Genomic DNA, 16,344 nt, shown 5'->3' with positions numbered 1-16,344 from the left:
TCAAGCAACACTCTCTGTTATATCCTAAATCGCCCAAGGGACCCCGTTAGTTTTTTATGTACAAAAATGTTAAAATTCGATTAATAGTAAGTGTTTGTGCATGAAATTACGGGAGGGGTTTGGGAATGGATAACGCAAAAAATAAAAAAGATTTACGCATCAACAGCTTCGTCTATGATGGGGTTGTGAAGTCGCCGAACCGTGCGATGTTGCGCGCGACAGGCATGCATGACGAAGACTTTAAAAAGCCTATGGTCGGAGTGATCAGCACTTGGGCTGAGAACACACCTTGCAATATCCACTTGAACGACTTGGCTGCAATCGCAAAAGACGGCATCAAAAAGCAGCGCGGTTGGCCGATCCAGTTTACGACAGTGACCGTTTCAGACGGCATCGCCATGGGGACACCGGGGATGAGCTATTCATTGCCTTCGCGCGATCTGATTGCGGATTCGATCGAAATTGCGGTCGGCGGCCAAAATCTGGACGCATTCATCAGCATCGGCGGCTGCGACAAGAACATGCCGGGCTCTGTCATTGCGATGGCCAATGCGAACATTCCATCCATTTTTGTTTATGGGGGCACGATTGCTCCGGGGCAAGATGAGGATGGCAACGACATCGATCTCGTATCCGTTTTTGAAGCCATCGGAAAGTGGAACAACGGCGAAATGACGGAAGAAGAAGTACGGGCGATCGAATGCAACGCCTGTCCTGGACCAGGAGCTTGCGGCGGTATGTATACGGCCAACACAATGGCATCGGCGATTGAAACGATGGGGCTGGGCTTGCCGGGGTCATCGTCAAATCCTGCGGCAACGGGTGATAAATTGAAAGATGTTTTCGAAGCAGGCGAAGCAATCATCGGCTTGATCGAAAAAAATATCCGTCCGCGCGACATCATCACGCGTAAATCTTTGGAGAATGCCGTGGTGATCACGATGGCATTGGGTGGATCGACCAACGCCATCTTGCATATATTGGCGATTGCCCATGCCGCTGAGGTGGACTTTGCGATTGAGGACTTCAATGATATCCAAAAACGGGTACCGCATTTGGCAAATCTGAAACCTTCAGGAAAATATGTCTTCCAAGATCTATACAATGTCGGAGGGGTGCCCGCCGTTCAAAAATACTTGCTTGATAACGGCTTGTTGCACGGCGACTGTTTGACCGTAACTGGAAAGACACTGGCGGAAAACTTGGAAAACGTGGCGCCTTTAGCAGAAGGTCAAGATGTGGTTATGACGCTTGAGAATCCGAAACGCAAAGATGGCCCGTTGATTGTCTTGAAAGGCAATCTTGCTCCTGATGGCGCTGTCGTAAAAGTTTCCGGACTGAAGGAACGACGCCATGAAGGGCCGGCGAAGGTTTTCAACACCGAAGAAGCGGCGATCGAAGCGACCTTGAACGGAGAGATTATTGAAGGTGATGTGGTGGTTGTGCGCTTTGTCGGGCCGAAAGGTGGGCCAGGTATGCCAGAAATGTTGTCCTTATCGAGCATCATTTCCGGAAAAGGCATCAAAGTGTGTCTGATCACAGATGGCCGTTTTTCAGGCGGTTCACACGGATTCGTGGTTGGGCATGTCGCACCGGAGGCACAAGATGGTGGCCCGATTGCCTTGCTGGAAACGAATGATACGATCATCATTGACCAGGATACGCGTGAGTTGACGATGCAAGTATCTGATGAAGAGTTGGCTAAGCGCCGCGAAAAACTGGTGTTGCCGCCTTTGAAATCAAGGGGTGTCCTGGGCAAATATGCACACATCGTGTCATCGGCATCAAAAGGCGCCGTTACCGACTTTTTCAACCGCAATCCATTTGAGGACAAATAAAGGAGGCGTGCTGCATAGTGGAACAAGCCATCGCTTATACTGGTCAAGCGGGCCAGCACATTGAAGAACTGGAAGAACAACTGATGAACGTCATGGATACGGAAATCGGTCTCGATATCGTCAATCTCGGATTAATCTATGGCATCGACCTGGAGGATGACGGGCTTTGCACTGTCCGATTAACCTTCACAGGTGCCGGCTGCTCTTGCTCGGAGCATATTTTAAAGGGCGTCCATGAACAGCTTGAGCCGCTGGATTTCATCAATGCGGTCAAAATTAAGATCGTGTGGAGTCCTGCCTGGGTGTTGGATCGCATCACGCGCTTCGGCCGCATTTCGCTTGGAATCAATCCAGGCAGATAAGAAAAAGGATCGGAACAAAGTGTTTTTGATACACTTTGTTCCGATCCTTTTTTGAATGAACTCAATTATTGCTGGATTCGAAAGCGACTTTCTTTTATCGAAGAACGGGCGCCATCAAAACTTTGCCTGTTCCGCGATAAACGTTAACCAAACCTTCGCCGGATGCGGCCGAACCCAGGAGTGTCTTGCCTGATCGTGTCACTGAAAATTCTAGGCTGCCAGACCAAGCAATCGCCATATTTCCATCAATCTTTAATTCATCATTTTCCAACTCTATTTCTATCAGTTCTTCTCTCGGTACATACGATTCAAGGGCGACAATTCCCCCACCAGAAAGACCCAGGTTGAAAAGACCTTCTCCACCCATTGCAATAGAAGAAAGGTTAGACTTCATAACGGCTTTGTGGTTCAATTCTGAATCACAAGCTAAAAACAACCCATCTTCAATCACTATTGAGCCATTCCAGTCATCAACATCAATAAGTAAAATATGCTTATAGGTAGGTTCTAATACCAGTTTGCCGGTTCCGGTGTATTCAGGCTTAATTGCAGATTCATTAGTAACCTTTCCTCGGAAAGCTTTTCCAATGAGATCGCCCACTCCTTTAAGCCCTGTTGTAGCACTGACATCACCCACCATCCATTGCATAGCTCCTGATTGAACAGTGATGTCGGAAAGACTGACATCGCATACCAGCTGCCTTCTTCTGACATTCATTTCAGAAGCGTAGTAAGCGGCTTGAGCTGTTAAATGATCGACACTCAAATCTTTCAAATATTCCACTACTTTAAAAGCTCCCAGTTCTTCCACAATCTTAACATCATTGTTATCTTCAAAATTTCTTACTTTAAACATATTCGTTTTCCTTCTTTCTTTTACAGAATCAATAGTTGTTTCTGATCAATAAAGGCTTATTCAATTGTGCTGTATCATTGTCTATTATTATAACACTATTTTGATTTGCTCCCAATATCTAGACGGATGCTGATAAATTAATTGAAGAGGAACGCTTATGTTGCTATCCGTAGAAGCAGAAAAGTCTTGACTCTCAGAGCCAAGACTTTCATTCATTATTGCGGATAGAGGGTGATTGGTGTCACCAAAATAGCTTAATATTCCAATGCTTTCAAATCTTCAATCGTAACTTCTTGCTCAACATAGCCATCAACCATGAACCCACTTAAAATTGAGAACTCTTTGTAAAGGATGTCATACGCTGCTTTATCAGTATTGAAATTCTCTTTGTTCAATTGTTGGATCAGTGCCTTCGTTTTAGCTTGCGTGTCGCTGTCAAGTTCCCAGCTATCCGGTCTCAGGCGGCCAGCTTCGTCATACTCAGCCTTAGTACCATAAACCATGTCGCGATAGATGCGGTCGATGTGCATGATCGGTGTTTCGTGGGTGCCTTTTTCCGTCATGACTTTGTAAAGACCGATGCAATAAACAGGGAAGAACGGAATCACGGAGCTTGCTTTAGTGGTCACGGCAGTAGCCACCACAATCTGGGCTTTTCCGTTGATGTCAGCCAACAACGCATTGATAGTCTTCGCCTTTTCATCACAGTCTGCTTTAGCAAGACCAAGGGTGCCGCCACCGTAGTAAGGACGGTTCAGCTCTGTTCCCAAATAAGAGTAATTTGTCGTGAGGACCCCATCGGCCAATACATCGGCTTCTTTCAACGCTTCCATCCATAATTGCCAGTCTTCTCCACCCATAACTTTGAGCGTGCCAGCGATTTCTTGGTCAGTTGCTGGTTCCAACGTTTCGGTATAGAAATCCTGATTTTGCATATTGATATTAGGGCCAACCACTGGCTCCCCAAGCGCTTTGATTGCGGAAGTGTATGTCTCTCCGGTATCGGGATCTGTTCTTCTGCCGCTTGCCAGACTGTAAACGATCAAGTCTACTTTGCCGCCAAACTCGTTCTTGATGTACTCGATGACTTCTTGCTTGCTTTCGTGGCTGAAGGCGTCCTGCACAAAATTTTTGGCGATCAGGCCTTCTTTTTCAGCGGCTTCACGGAAAGCGATGTTATTATACCAACCGGCTGTGCCGAGATTCCTTTCGTTCTTCGGTCCCTTTTCAAAAGAAACGCCGATCGTGTCCGCGCCCGCGCCGAAAGCCAGGCTGATCCGGGTAGCTAAACCATAGCTTGATGATGCACCGATGATCAGTACCTTTTTCGGACCTACAAAAGTTCCTTTGTTTTTTACATATTCGATTTCATTCAATACTTCCTGCTTGCATCCAAGCGGGTTTACACCAAGGGCCACATTTCCCCGTATATTTTGTTTAAATTCCAACATGTTTGATTTTCCTCCATTAAAATGTCATAAGAATATAATACCAGAAAATGCTTCTCAAGAATAATTATCTGCAAAAATTTCGAGTTTAAGTTAGCCACAGGTGTTTCAGTATTGTATTCTACCCTTATGTAATGAATAAGGGGTTTTGTAATACGAAATCTATTTTTGAGGGAAATACCAAGTCTGCCTATATCATTATCGTACAGGGAGGAGAAATGAGATGATTAATACACTTGAGCCGATAATTGTTGAATTTCCTTTGAGGGGAGAATGGCTTTCTCCAAACACTCCAGGGACAAAAATTCCTAGTCATGGCACAAACCGATTAGGAACAAGATATGCTTATGACTTTATACAAGTTGACTGGAAAAGAAAGGGCTTACCAGCTTATCGCGTTAGTTTGGCGCAATATCTTCTTTTTGGGGTTCCGTTGAATGAATATTATTGTTGGGGACAAGATGTATACGCACCTTGCGATGGAATCATTATCCAAGCCAAGGATGGCTATAAAGAGCGAACACGGACGAATTTGTGGTCAGATATGATTAACGCTTATAAAAATGCTCATTTTTTTGATCCGAGAAAAGACGACATACAATCGGTTGCCGGCAACTACATCATAATGGCATGTGGCGAAAATATATATGCTGCGTTAGTTCATCTTCAAACAGGGTCTATTCAGGTTTCAACTGGTCAGAGCGTAAAAAAAGGGGAGATTATTGGCAGAGTGGGTCATTCAGGCAATTCCTTTGCTCCCCATCTCCATTTTCAGCTTATGGATAGCAGTGACATACTTACTGCAAATGGATTGCCTTGTGCTTTTGAAAAATATGATGTATTCCAAGATGGGGAATGGAATAAAGTAGTTAATGGCATTCCCACAGATAAAGATAGGATAAGGTATAACTGATAATTCACCTCGAAAGCTGATTGCCGTAGTAAAGGGGCATCATTGAAGTATTATAAACCATCTGAAGCCAATCTGTGATGACAGTAAGGTTGATTGACTGCCAATACGGCATTTTTTTTACAAAGGAAAATATGCGCTGTATAATGAATATGCAAAGCAACTCACGATTTTTTTATAAGGAAAATGGGGAAAATAAACCGGATTAATAATTTGAGGAAATAAAGGAGTGCATTTAAGAGTTGTTCGGAAATGTAAACGGACACATAGAGTGCGCTTGCTTAAAACTCTAGAAATGGAAGCAAGCCATTATGTTATCCAAAACTGAAGATGCAATTAAGGTGTAATTCTGAATTAATAATGCATCAACGGTATGATAAATTTACAAAAATACTAATTTAATAAGGGAGGCATAAGATTATGGAAGAGAAGACTTTGTACGAACGCCTTGGTGGAGTATTTGCAATCGCCGCAGTTGTAGACCGTTTTAGTGATGAAATCATCAAAGATCCGATTGCTGGGCAAGGGTCGCAAAATCCAGATTTGAGGGAATGGCACACTAAGCAGTTGGGTAGATTGCCAGGTCTGAAGTTTATGAGGACACTTTGGGTAAGCGCAGCTGCAGGTGGACCATTTAATTATATCGGCACAAAGCCAGGGCAAACACAGATGGGAATGGAGAAAGCACATTTTGACCTGCATATTTCCCCTGATGAATTTGCCGCGGTTGCTAATATACTTGCCGAAACGCTTGATTACTTCCACGTGCCCGAAAAGGAAAAGAATGAAGTGTTAGGTGCCTTTTCTGCACATAAAGACGAAGTAACTACCGGATACTATGAAGCATCCAAGCAGTAGTGGTGATAATTGGCGGAGCCACCGATGCTTTGACTGCTTTTGGCAGAATAAATGAAACTTAATAAGAGTATTCAAAGCACATTAGAGTATATGTTATTCTGATAGGCTTTTTTTAAGGAAAGGGGAAGGAATTATCATGAAGAAAAAAGTGTTTAGCGTATTCCTGATGCTATTTTTTGCCGTTGTGTTTACTTCTTGCTCATCAAACACGGGAAATTCAACTGATGCCACAAACAGTCAAACACCTGCAGTAAGCATCGAAAATTCTTCTTTTAAACCCTCGAATCTAACTGTACGAAAAGGCGCTGTAGTGGAATGGACTAATAACGAGGCTACTGTTCACAACATCAAAGCATCTGCCTTCAACTCTCCTGATTTGGAAAAAGGAGAAACATTTGAATTTACGTTTACAACAGCGGGAACTTATGATTATTCTTGCGGAATACACCCCACAATGAAAGGGAAAATCGTAGTAGTTGAAAATAAATCGACTTATTGATTTTTCAAAGGGAGAAGAGAATGAACGCCTGCTGAAATCTTAAAAAAGGAATAGCTCCTTTTTGAACTATCTTACAAAAAAGAAGGCCAAGATTCCCTAAACGGATTCTGGCCTTTATTTTTGCGGAATATGAAAATGAATGAGGTGGTGATGGTTAGAGGCCACTCTGATCCTCTAGTTTTACCATTCTTTAGGCTCGTAGTTCAATTCTTGGAATAACTGCGCCTTTTCCTTCTTGGACAGGTAGCGCCATTGTCCCACAGGAAGATTGTCCAATTGGATATTCATGATGCGGATTCTTTGCAATCGGTAAACGTTGTATCCCAATTCCTCGCACATGCGGCGGATTTGACGGTTGAGCCCTTGGGTTAAGATGATTTTAAAATCATATTTTGATAGTTGTTCCACTTTGCAAGGCAGGGTGACCGTATCCAATATTTTGACCCCTTCTGACATCTGCTTCAAGAATTCAGGCGTGATCGGGCGGTCTACGGAAACAATGTATTCCTTCTCGTGCTGGTTCTCAGAACGCAAGATTTCATTGACGATATCGCCGTCATTTGTGAGCAGGATCAAGCCCTCGGAATCTTTATCGAGGCGCCCGATATGGAAAACCCGGAAGGGATGGTTGACCAAATCGACAATATTCCCCTTGACGCCTTTTTCGGTCGTGCTCGTGATGCCGACAGGTTTGTTCAAGGCAATGTAGACATTGTTACGGGCTACGAAAAGCTGGTTTCCGTTTACGCGAACATCATCCCCCGGCTCCACTTGGCTGCCGATCGTTGCCCGCTTTCCATTGATCGTTACGCGCCCCTCAGTAATCAGCTTGTCGGCGCCTCGTCTGGAGGCTTGGCCTGCTTCACTAATAAATTTATTAATACGCATGTGGACACTTCCTTCATCCAAATTTTATTTTTATTACAAATTTCACAAGAAAAAATATAAGAGCAGCGTTTGTGATAACCAATGAAAAATAGCCGAATACTTGCGAAAAACCGCAGCGTATTCGTCTATTTTTTTATATTTTGCGCTTACCATCAATCGTAGTAAACTTCATCCAGAAACAGTCCGTGAGAAGGCACGGTCATCCCGGCCTCGCTTCTGATCCCGCTCTTGAAGATGGCGTCGATGTAGTCCGGTTCCATCGTCCCGGCCCCAATTTCCAGGATCGTCCCCATCATGATCCGGACCATATTGTAGAGGAAGCCTTCCCCTGTGAACGCAAAGTGCAGCAGATTGCCTTCCTGATGGAGCGTGATTTCATTGATGGTCCTGACGGTCGATTTTTTCGATTTTTTGAGTGAAGAGAAACCGATAAAGTCATGCTTCCCGACAAGCTTTTGGCAAGCCTCGTTCATCCTGTCGACATCAAGGTGTCCAGGGTAATGATAGCTGTAATGGCGCTCAAATGCGGAAGGCACGACATTATTCCAGACATGATAGCTGTATGTCTTTCCGACTGCATGATAGCGGGCATGGAACCTTTCCGGAACCTCCTCCAGCTCCTTGACGACAATATCGCGCGGAAGGTAACGGATCAGATGGTCCTGCATCGCCTTCAAATCCATTTTGGATGTCGTCTTGAAATTGGCGACTTGCCCCCGTGCGTGGGTGCCGGCATCGGTCCGGCCCGAGCCGATGATTTCGATCCCTTCTCCTGTCATTGCTGACAGGATATTCTCTATTTTACCTTGAATGGTTTTGTCCGAATCCCCGAGCCTTTGCCAGCCCAGGTATCTGCCGCCATCATACTCGATTGTCATTTTTATATTTCTCATTTTATCTCCCTTAAATATCGGATTCTGGGCATCGTTGCATGCCGTGTACTCCTGTATTATAACGGATATTATGCCGGTTTGGCGTGTTTTCGCAGAATTTTAATAAACAACTGTCATTCCGCTTTCTTTTTTTTGTTCGATTTGACCAAGGAACCTTATTCGGTTTATACACTTTAGCTAAATCCATCCGAATTTTCTTATGATAATGTGAATATATAAAATGGTAGCGCTTTATGAGTTGGTGGAATCAGTTTGTTCGGTGACTCCCATCACGTATTCAGTCTAGCCATCATCATGGGAAAATGAAGGAGGAATCGTTCATGTCGGAAGAAAAATTAATCAAAGTGACTCCGGATGAGTTGCACAGATTGATCCAAAATAAACTCCAGGCAGCTGGTTTGCCGGAAGTCCAAGCAGTCGAAACAGCGAATCACTTGGTGTATGCAGACTTATGTGGTGTGCATTCGCATGGCGCGGTTCGAGTGGAATACTATTCGGAACGGATCAATAAAGGCGGCATCACTTTAGAGCCGGAAATCAAATTTGAAAAAACCGGGGAAAGCTCAGGCGTTTTCCATGGGGACAATGCGCAAGGACAGTATGTAGCGAATTTAGCCTTGGAACCAGCCATCGAAATGGCGAAAGAATCCGGTGTGGCGGTTGTCGGCGTGTCCAAATGTGGGCATACGGGAACATTGTCCTACTATTTGCGCAAAATTGTCGAAGCGGGTTTAGCCGGTATGGCAATGACGCAGTCAGACCCGATGGCTGTGCCTTTTGGCGGCGCAGAAGTGTATTACGGGACCAACCCGCTCGGTTTCGGTGCCCCGAGTGCGACCGAGACGCCGCTGATATTTGATATGGCGACCACTGTGCAGGCGTGGGGGAAAATCTTGGATGCCCGCTCAAAAGGTCGTGAAATTCCGGCAGATTGGGCTGTCGATGATGAAGGACAACCCACAACAGATCCGCACGCAGTGAGAGGGTTAGTGCCTATCGCCGGCCCTAAAGGTTATGGCCTGATGATGATGGTCGACGTCTTTTCCGGTGTCCTGATGAATTTGCCATTCGGGAAACACGTCAGCTCCATGTATAATGACTTGCATACTGGCCGCAACCTGGGTCAACTCTACATTATCCTGGATCCAGCGCGCTTCGGGGATGCCGATACCTTCAAGCAGCATATCAGCCAAACGATGGAGGAATTGAACGCCATCAAACCAGCTGCAGGCTATTCAAGCGTCCGTTACCCTGGACAAGGATCCAACGAGCGCTATGAGAGAAACAAGTCTCAAGGCGTGGAAATTCCGGAATCGATCATCGATTACCTGAAATCCGATGTGATCCACAACAATAGTTATGAAGGGTTAAGCGCCTTTGCTAACTGAGATAGCATACCTTCTGAGCTGGCTTCAGAAATGACTTAAAAAAGAGAATATATAGATTGAGCGGAAAGCCTATAACCACAGGCTTTCCGCTTTTCTTTTGCGGTCCAGTCCATCCAGGAGAAACCAAAAAGCCGGCATGTTGGGGTCCGAAAGACCTTAACCAACTCTACCAGCGCAGCTACTGTTCTTATCTATATCAGTGAACTTCGCGGGACCACTTTCGGATTTCACTCAAGGATTCCACTAATTTCAAACCATTCTCGGATAAAGAGTATTCAACGCGTGGCGGAACCTCATTATATTGGAGACGAATGACAATGTTTTGGGCAACAAATTCTTTTAGGATTTTAGTCAGCATCATATCAGTGATACCGTTAAGTTCCCGTTTCAATTGGTTGAAACGTATGGACTTGGATGTATAAATGGTCCAGAGTACGCGTGATTTCCACTTTCCCCCGAGGATACTGATGGCATATTCAAGAGGGCAATCGGAAAAAGCTGGGTTATCATGCTGCATTGTATTAACCACACATTTCTAAAAAAAATTTTATGGGCGTAAGCCTGTATCGTACACAATTCTATCTTTTTGTATAGTTACTCTGTTATTTTTGCGTACTTGTTCCGCTATTATTTTCAAATATAATAATAGCATATTCACAAAAAAGAAAGTAATTATTTTAGAAGGAGGTAAATTGTGAAGATAGAGATTTGGTCAGATTATGCATGTCCTTTTTGCTATATAGGTAAAAGAAATCTGGAGTTGGCTATGAAGGGAATCCCAGACAGCGAGTCCATTGAAGTTATAATGAAGAGTTTCGAGTTGGATGTGACAGCCAGTGCTCAGGTAACAAGTACAACTCCGGAGCGTATCGCCCGAAAGTATGGATATAATAGTCAACAAGCCATGCAGATGATAGAAAATGTTAACGAAGCAGCCAAAAATGTTGGGCTGGTTTTCCATTACGAGACAACCCGGTACACAAATATGCTGGATGCACACAGGTTGACAAAACATGCAGAAGGACGCGGAAAGGGCCTTGAAATTACCGAGAAGTTGTTTCATGCATATTTTAATGAAAATAAAGAATTAAGTGATCCAAAAGTATTGATAGGAATTGCATCTGAAGTGGGCATCTCGGAATTTGAAGTAAGGAGAGTGATTGAATCAGACCTTTACGCATCAGAAGTGCGCCAAGATGAGAAGGCTGCTGCCTCTTTCGGGATACGTTCCGTGCCTTACTTTTTGATCAATCGAAAATACGCAATATCAGGAGCACAGCCCACTGTTTTTATCAAAGAGACTTTATTGAACATTCTGGATGAAGAAAAGCAACAACTGGAATTATTAAATGATGGAATGGCTTGCGGAATAGATGGCTGTAGTATATAAACAAGCATTTTACATTGAGTAGAATAGAGGGATTTAATGATATATACACTGCCGGTTACAGGTGTTTTTACAACAAATGCCTATTTTTTGATTGATAAAGAAACGAAACACGGATTTTTAATCGACCCAGGAGCAAATGCAGATTTGATTCTACAGGTAATTGAAAGATATGGCTTTCAAATAGAAAAAATACTGATCACGCATGGGCATTTTGATCATATCGGTGCTGCCGAAGAAGTCAGTCAAAAACTGCAGGCACCGATTTATATCCATGAAAAAGGGGAGCGCTACATAACGGACCCTAAATGGAATTTGTCGGAAGAAAATGGATTAGAAGTAGTTTTGAAAGATGTGCAGTACATAAAGCATGGAGACGTGATTGCTTTAGAATCAAATCCTGACATAAGGGTTCAGGTAATGCATGTTCCCGGGCACACAACAGACGGTGTAGTGTTTTACATCAAAGAGGAGCAGGCTGCCTTTGTGGGAGACAGTATTTTTAAAGGAAGCTTAGGAATCAGCGATTTTTATGGAGGAGATGAAGTTCAGTTGTTTACAGAGGTGATCACAAAAATCTTAACTTTACCAGAAGACACTGTCCTTTATTCCGGCCACAGCGGACCTACAACAGTAGGAAGTGAAAGAACTCGAATCTACAGGAACATGGTCGAGTAACGGGAAGGCCAATTGGCTACAGCCCGGGAATTGCAAATAGATTAAAAGTTATCCGCTTGAGATAGGAGAGTATATAAAGTGACAAAATACAATTTTTTGGATTCATATCGTTTTTCGAATGGTCTAGAACTTAAAAACAGAATCGTGATGGCACCTATGACAACCATGTCAAGCTTTCATGATGGCCATGTGACAACCGATGAGGTGAATTATTATCATCGTCGCGGTGGCGGCCCAGGCATGATCATCACTGCGGTTGCCAATGTATCAGAGGACGGTAAAGGATTTGAAGGAGCATTCAGCGCAACAGATGATCGTTTTATCCCTGATTTAGCCAAGATTGCAACGGCAATTAAACAGGATGGGACAAAAGCAATCTTGCAAATATTCCATGCTGGTCGAATGAGCAATTCAAGAGTTTTGCGAGGGAAACAAACGGTTAGTGCCAGCGCAATAGCTGCTGAAAGACAGGGAGCAGAAACGCCCAGAGCCTTAACGGAACCTGAGATAGAACAAATTATTGAGGATTTTGGTGAAGCGACGTTAAGAGCAATCAAAGCTGGTTTTGATGGTGTTGAACTTCACGGAGCCAATACGTATTTACTGCAACAATTTGTTTCTCCTCATTCAAACAGAAGAACAGACCAATGGGGCGGTAGCTTTGAAAATCGCAGTCGCTTTCCTTTAGCAGTCGTCAAAAGAGTTCAAGAAGTAATCAAAGAGCATGGGTCGAAACCGTTTCTTCTTGGCTATCGTGTGTCGCCGGAAGAATTCGAAACTCCGGGAATACGTTTGGAAGACACTTTCGCTTTAATCGAAAAACTAAAAAAAGCTCAGATTGACTATCTTCATATATCAATCGGTCATATTTCGCGGACGTCAATGAACGACAAAACCAATTTGGTTCCCATCGTTGAACAAATACTGGCTGTTTTAAATAGTGAATTGCCGTTGATTGGTGTGGGCTCCATGGAAACTCCAGCCGACGTTCAAAAAGCTATGAATGATGGATTAGAACTGGTTGCTCTTGGCCGCGAGCTTATCCGGGAACCACAATGGGTTCAAAAAGTCATGGTGAATGATGAGGAAAGTATTCGTTATACTATTGCGCCTTCAGACTTTGAAGAACTAGCGATTCCGAGAGCAATGGAAACCTATCTGACCAGTGTCTACAAAGGGCAGATTCACCTCTCAACGGATCCTAAGCCATCATCGGATGCGTTCTTGGCAAGCGCTGCCCCAATGGAAGGCTATAAGAAATAAAATATAAATAGCAGTAGCAACACCATCCTCACCAGAAATTACTGAAAAAAGAACAGAATCTATTCAGTGGAAAGCCTATATTGACAGGCTTTCCGCTTTTTTTTTACATCAGAATATCCTATTTGATAGTCGCGGACCTGCCGAAACGGACACTGATACGTTTATTAAATACGAAATAATCGGCGTATATCGAGGTATTGCAGCAAGGTGTTATTCATACGCAGAAGTGTAGCTTTTGTGGTAAAATGAGGCTGTGAATGAAAGCGCTTCCTCTTCGGATGCGAATATGACGCAAAAGACGCTGTTGGGTGATGGGAAAAAGGTTCAAGTACGAAGTGGTGCTATCGGAAAAGTCAATTGAGCTTCGGAATTATCAGCATTTCTATATCGTGGAATACAGCATGCCAGGTGCCACGTCAATAGTAAAATATTAGAAGCAGGTTGCAGTCAAATCGTTTCATGGTCACTTTATTTCTTTGGATGACACAGAAAAGGGAGCGTTTGAAATGAGAAGGAACAAAGTATTTATGTACATGCTTGTGCTATTCGGCCTCATTTTGCTGGGAGGCTGCACCGTAACCGTTGAGAGAGAACCAGAAACAGTTGAGGAAGCATTGGTAGGACACTGGGTTAATACCATGGGATCCCCGGATTATTACTTCACTGAAAACGAACTGATCGAAATGGATGATGAGGGTACGAAAACCGAAATGACCTATGTGGTCGTAGAGTCCAATGAAGAAGATAACACGATAACCATCCGGACGACGGATTCTAAGGGCGGAGAAGAGGATAAAAAAATAGAATTCTCTGATGACAGAGAAACAATGGAAGAGACTAGCTATATCGTGGGTGTCGAATCCGGCACAGAGGATTTTACCTATGTCGACAGCAAAACAAAACCGTAGATTGGTTGATAGCAGGCTTTGACAATGTAGAGGTGTAACATATCTCCAAGGAGTAATCTTAAAAAATAAAAGGAATAGGGTGATTCATTTGTTATGGACAATTGCAGCGATCATCTTTGTTTTATGGGCACTTGGATTTTTTACTGCTACCGGAGGAGCTTTGATACACGTTCTTTTGGTCATTGCGCTCATTCTGGTCATAGTTCAACTGATCAGCGGAAAGAGAGTGTAAGTTCTACCAAATTTCTTTGAGGGAAATATTGGTATGACGGTATGCTAATTATAAAGACAGATAGAACTAAGAAATGAGAGAATAGAATCGATAAAGCGGAAAGCCCATCACGATAGGTATTCCGCTTTGTTTTTGCCGTCCGGCTCATCTGAGGAATTAATACATGTATAGTGTTACTGAAGAGGTTGATATTTTAAAAAAAGAAAATGTGCGCCGTATAATGAACGTGTGGAGCATGGACGATTCTATTATGAACGAAATAGTATATACAAACTGGATTAATGCATTTGATGGAGTATATGGGTGTGAAATCTAACTGAAAATATTACAAAATACTCAACAAATGCTAATTGGAGTTAGGAGTATTTGTTGTCAAGGAGTTGAAGATAAATGAGCACACCACTTTTAAATCAGCAAAAAGAAGAGCATATGATAAATGCAGTTGGTTTTATTAGTTCATTATCCTTAGCGGTTGTGGCAATGAGTACCCTTCTGATCGCAGGATTTACTCCGCCGATGACGGGACCCTTAGCTACAGGAACAGTCATCAGCTATCCTTATACGGATATTCTTTCGCGTTTTCCGAGAGATTATTATTGGATGTACCCTGCTATGTTGCTCATGTTGATCTACATTGTTTTTATGGCATGCGTCGAGGTATATGCGGGTAAGTCTGGAAATATATTCAAGCGCATCGCATTGCTTCTCAGTGTTATCGGAGCCGGAGTAATATTCATAGATTATTTCGTTCAAATATCGGTTATTCAACCAAGCATAATAAATGGAGAGGCGGATGGCATCGCACTTCTTACACAATATAATCCGCATGGGGTATTTATCGCTTTGGAAGAAGCCGGGTATATCCTAATCACAATGTCCTTGGTGCTATTAGCCCCTTCACTGAATAGCGCAGGTAGAATAATGACCGCTTTACGCTGGACTGCTATTCTGAGCTTTCTTTTGACAGTAATCTCTTTTGTTGTGATTTCTTACATATATGGGGTTGAGAGAGAATACAGGTTCGAAGTTGCGGTTATAACGATTGTTTATATTTCACTTACTATATTTGGGATACTATGGAGCATAATCTTTAAACGTGCCCGCAACCATAAACAATGAAGAGAAACTTAATTGCAATGTCAAATGCATAAATATTTAAAAAAGAGAATAGAATTGACAAAGCGGAAAGCTTATAACAATGGGCTTTTCGTTTTTTTTTGTTTCAGGCTCAATTACCTGAAAAGTTGACGTCAATAGGCAATAATACTCTCATGCTGAAGTCAATTTTTGGGAAAAAACAGAAAAAACGGACAAATCGCTAAAACCGGAATTCCTACATTATGTCATCCAATCACCAAATACTCACTTTTCTGAAATTACCCATTTTATTGATAGAAACCATCAGAAAACCTTATGGGACAAGTTTTTTACTCCTGATTATTTTATTTGGCAGTGGCAGTTAATGTGAGGTTATTCACACAGTGAAGGTAGCTTGGCGGAGGATGTATTATGAAAAGAAACCACAGATTACATGTATGTTCTGCACCCAGAGTACCTGTTTTTTCGGGCACAAAAGTAACGAACAAGCTTATATTTTTGGATCAATTCCGCTATGAAAAAGGCGTCGGAGCTTGAATTGATGGGCTTTTCGGCTTGTCTTCCTTACTCGTGACGGAAGGGGAGATGAGGCGGATTATTCCGAACGAAACGTAGCGTATGTTTTTTGCGAACGAACAGAAACATGTACACCACCAGGCAACTTTTAAAACCGTGCATATTTGCGAGCGCTATCATGTTTTTACGTGTAGTACCAACCCCGTGTTACATATAGTCCCATAAGTTGTGAGAATCGAAATGACTATCTTCTTTTTTGGCTATATAATTTGCTCCAGAGTGTTTGAACAAATTATATATTTTCAAAACAAAGGAGATTAAT

At 43.0% G+C, this 16,344-nt stretch carries 17 protein-coding genes; 12 read left to right on the top strand and 5 right to left on the bottom strand.

Features of this window, described 5'->3' with window-relative positions; genetic code table 11:
- The first annotated feature begins 125 nt into the window (after positions 1 to 125).
- A complete protein-coding gene (gene ilvD / locus C7R73_RS07475; protein ID WP_106449902.1) occupies positions 126 to 1,838 on the top strand; it encodes a dihydroxy-acid dehydratase in 1,713 nt (570 codons plus the stop codon).
- A 17-nt stretch (positions 1,839 to 1,855) separates the two neighbouring features.
- Complete coding sequence (locus C7R73_RS07470) at positions 1,856 to 2,200, top strand: metal-sulfur cluster assembly factor (RefSeq protein ID WP_239992595.1); 345 nt, start codon at positions 1,856 to 1,858, stop codon at positions 2,198 to 2,200.
- A gap of 94 nt (positions 2,201 to 2,294) precedes the next feature.
- Here the strand turns inward: C7R73_RS07470 and C7R73_RS07465 are convergent, their stop codons facing one another.
- Together C7R73_RS07465 and fabV are read right to left on the bottom strand one after the other, a co-directional pair.
- Entirely contained in the window at positions 2,295 to 3,056 is a 762-nt protein-coding gene (locus C7R73_RS07465) for an AIM24 family protein (protein ID WP_106449901.1), read from the bottom strand.
- Between the two features lie 254 nt (positions 3,057 to 3,310).
- Complete coding sequence (fabV, locus tag C7R73_RS07460) at positions 3,311 to 4,507, bottom strand: enoyl-ACP reductase FabV (protein ID WP_106449900.1); 1,197 nt, start codon at positions 4,505 to 4,507, stop codon at positions 3,311 to 3,313.
- A 220-nt stretch (positions 4,508 to 4,727) separates the two neighbouring features.
- Here fabV and C7R73_RS07455 point away from each other — a divergent pair, with 220 nt between their 5' ends.
- From C7R73_RS07455 to C7R73_RS07445, 3 genes are all read left to right on the top strand, one after another.
- Positions 4,728 to 5,417 (top strand): M23 family metallopeptidase, encoded by a 690-nt coding sequence (locus tag C7R73_RS07455; RefSeq protein ID WP_106449899.1) that lies wholly within the window; start codon positions 4,728 to 4,730, stop codon positions 5,415 to 5,417.
- Between the two features lie 417 nt (positions 5,418 to 5,834).
- Entirely contained in the window at positions 5,835 to 6,272 is a 438-nt protein-coding gene (locus C7R73_RS07450) for a group I truncated hemoglobin (RefSeq protein WP_106449898.1), read from the top strand.
- A gap of 136 nt (positions 6,273 to 6,408) precedes the next feature.
- Positions 6,409 to 6,771 (top strand): cupredoxin domain-containing protein, encoded by a 363-nt coding sequence (locus C7R73_RS07445; RefSeq protein ID WP_106449897.1) that lies wholly within the window; start codon positions 6,409 to 6,411, stop codon positions 6,769 to 6,771.
- Positions 6,772 to 6,951: 180 nt separating this feature from the next.
- Here C7R73_RS07445 and rluF read toward each other — a convergent pair whose 3' ends face one another.
- Positions 6,952 to 7,659, bottom strand: a complete 708-nt coding sequence (rluF, locus tag C7R73_RS07440; protein WP_106449896.1) for a 23S rRNA pseudouridine(2604) synthase RluF — start codon at positions 7,657 to 7,659, stop codon at positions 6,952 to 6,954.
- 152 nt (positions 7,660 to 7,811) lie between these two features.
- Positions 7,812 to 8,552 (bottom strand): tRNA pseudouridine(38-40) synthase TruA, encoded by a 741-nt coding sequence (gene truA / locus C7R73_RS07435; RefSeq protein WP_106449895.1) that lies wholly within the window; start codon positions 8,550 to 8,552, stop codon positions 7,812 to 7,814.
- A gap of 320 nt (positions 8,553 to 8,872) precedes the next feature.
- Here truA and allD point away from each other — a divergent pair, with 320 nt between their 5' ends.
- Complete coding sequence (gene allD / locus C7R73_RS07430) at positions 8,873 to 9,940, top strand: ureidoglycolate dehydrogenase (RefSeq protein ID WP_106449894.1); 1,068 nt, start codon at positions 8,873 to 8,875, stop codon at positions 9,938 to 9,940.
- A gap of 196 nt (positions 9,941 to 10,136) precedes the next feature.
- On the opposite strand, the gene C7R73_RS07425 is transcribed toward allD, so the two are convergent.
- Entirely contained in the window at positions 10,137 to 10,457 is a 321-nt protein-coding gene (locus tag C7R73_RS07425) for a winged helix-turn-helix transcriptional regulator (RefSeq protein ID WP_106449893.1), read from the bottom strand.
- A 177-nt stretch (positions 10,458 to 10,634) separates the two neighbouring features.
- Here C7R73_RS07425 and C7R73_RS07420 point away from each other — a divergent pair, with 177 nt between their 5' ends.
- The 6 genes from C7R73_RS07420 to C7R73_RS07395 all read left to right on the top strand — a co-directional run bounded on the left by C7R73_RS07420 (position 10,635) and on the right by C7R73_RS07395 (position 15,527).
- Entirely contained in the window at positions 10,635 to 11,330 is a 696-nt protein-coding gene (locus C7R73_RS07420; protein ID WP_106449892.1) for a DsbA family oxidoreductase, read from the top strand.
- A 36-nt stretch (positions 11,331 to 11,366) separates the two neighbouring features.
- Complete coding sequence (locus tag C7R73_RS07415; protein ID WP_106449891.1) at positions 11,367 to 12,005, top strand: MBL fold metallo-hydrolase; 639 nt, start codon at positions 11,367 to 11,369, stop codon at positions 12,003 to 12,005.
- Between the two features lie 78 nt (positions 12,006 to 12,083).
- A complete protein-coding gene (locus C7R73_RS07410; protein ID WP_106449890.1) occupies positions 12,084 to 13,268 on the top strand; it encodes an NADH-dependent flavin oxidoreductase in 1,185 nt (394 codons plus the stop codon).
- A 506-nt stretch (positions 13,269 to 13,774) separates the two neighbouring features.
- A complete protein-coding gene (locus tag C7R73_RS07405; RefSeq protein ID WP_153060374.1) occupies positions 13,775 to 14,176 on the top strand; it encodes a hypothetical protein in 402 nt (133 codons plus the stop codon).
- 79 nt (positions 14,177 to 14,255) lie between these two features.
- Positions 14,256 to 14,408 (top strand): lmo0937 family membrane protein, encoded by a 153-nt coding sequence (locus tag C7R73_RS13910; protein ID WP_349681721.1) that lies wholly within the window; start codon positions 14,256 to 14,258, stop codon positions 14,406 to 14,408.
- A 390-nt stretch (positions 14,409 to 14,798) separates the two neighbouring features.
- Positions 14,799 to 15,527, top strand: coding sequence for a hypothetical protein (locus C7R73_RS07395; protein ID WP_106449888.1), 729 nt, complete (start codon positions 14,799 to 14,801; stop codon positions 15,525 to 15,527).
- Positions 15,528 to 16,344: the final 817 nt, after the last annotated feature.

This window comes from Trichococcus alkaliphilus, assembly GCF_003008695.1.
Lineage (GTDB): Bacteria > Bacillota > Bacilli > Lactobacillales > Aerococcaceae > Trichococcus > Trichococcus alkaliphilus.
The sequence above is the reverse complement of the archived record's forward strand: the minus strand, read 5'-3'. Positions and strand labels throughout refer to the sequence as shown.

Excerpts from the sequence above, each read along its gene's own strand:
- ilvD (WP_106449902.1), top strand. The coding sequence starts at position 126 with ATGGATAACGCAAAAAATAAAAAAGATTTACGCATCAACAGCTTCGTC.
- C7R73_RS07465 (WP_106449901.1), bottom strand. The coding sequence starts at position 3,056 with ATGTTTAAAGTAAGAAATTTTGAAGATAACAATGATGTTAAGATTGTG.
- fabV (WP_106449900.1), bottom strand. The coding sequence starts at position 4,507 with ATGTTGGAATTTAAACAAAATATACGGGGAAATGTGGCCCTTGGTGTA.
- C7R73_RS07455 (WP_106449899.1), top strand. The coding sequence starts at position 4,728 with ATGATTAATACACTTGAGCCGATAATTGTTGAATTTCCTTTGAGGGGA.
- C7R73_RS07450 (WP_106449898.1), top strand. The coding sequence starts at position 5,835 with ATGGAAGAGAAGACTTTGTACGAACGCCTTGGTGGAGTATTTGCAATC.
- C7R73_RS07445 (WP_106449897.1), top strand. The coding sequence starts at position 6,409 with ATGAAGAAAAAAGTGTTTAGCGTATTCCTGATGCTATTTTTTGCCGTT.
- rluF (WP_106449896.1), bottom strand. The coding sequence starts at position 7,659 with ATGCGTATTAATAAATTTATTAGTGAAGCAGGCCAAGCCTCCAGACGA.
- truA (WP_106449895.1), bottom strand. The coding sequence starts at position 8,552 with ATGAGAAATATAAAAATGACAATCGAGTATGATGGCGGCAGATACCTG.
- allD (WP_106449894.1), top strand. The coding sequence starts at position 8,873 with ATGTCGGAAGAAAAATTAATCAAAGTGACTCCGGATGAGTTGCACAGA.
- C7R73_RS07425 (WP_106449893.1), bottom strand. The coding sequence starts at position 10,457 with ATGCAGCATGATAACCCAGCTTTTTCCGATTGCCCTCTTGAATATGCC.
- C7R73_RS07415 (WP_106449891.1), top strand. The coding sequence starts at position 11,367 with ATGATATATACACTGCCGGTTACAGGTGTTTTTACAACAAATGCCTAT.
- C7R73_RS07405 (WP_153060374.1), top strand. The coding sequence starts at position 13,775 with ATGAGAAGGAACAAAGTATTTATGTACATGCTTGTGCTATTCGGCCTC.
- C7R73_RS07395 (WP_106449888.1), top strand. The coding sequence starts at position 14,799 with ATGAGCACACCACTTTTAAATCAGCAAAAAGAAGAGCATATGATAAAT.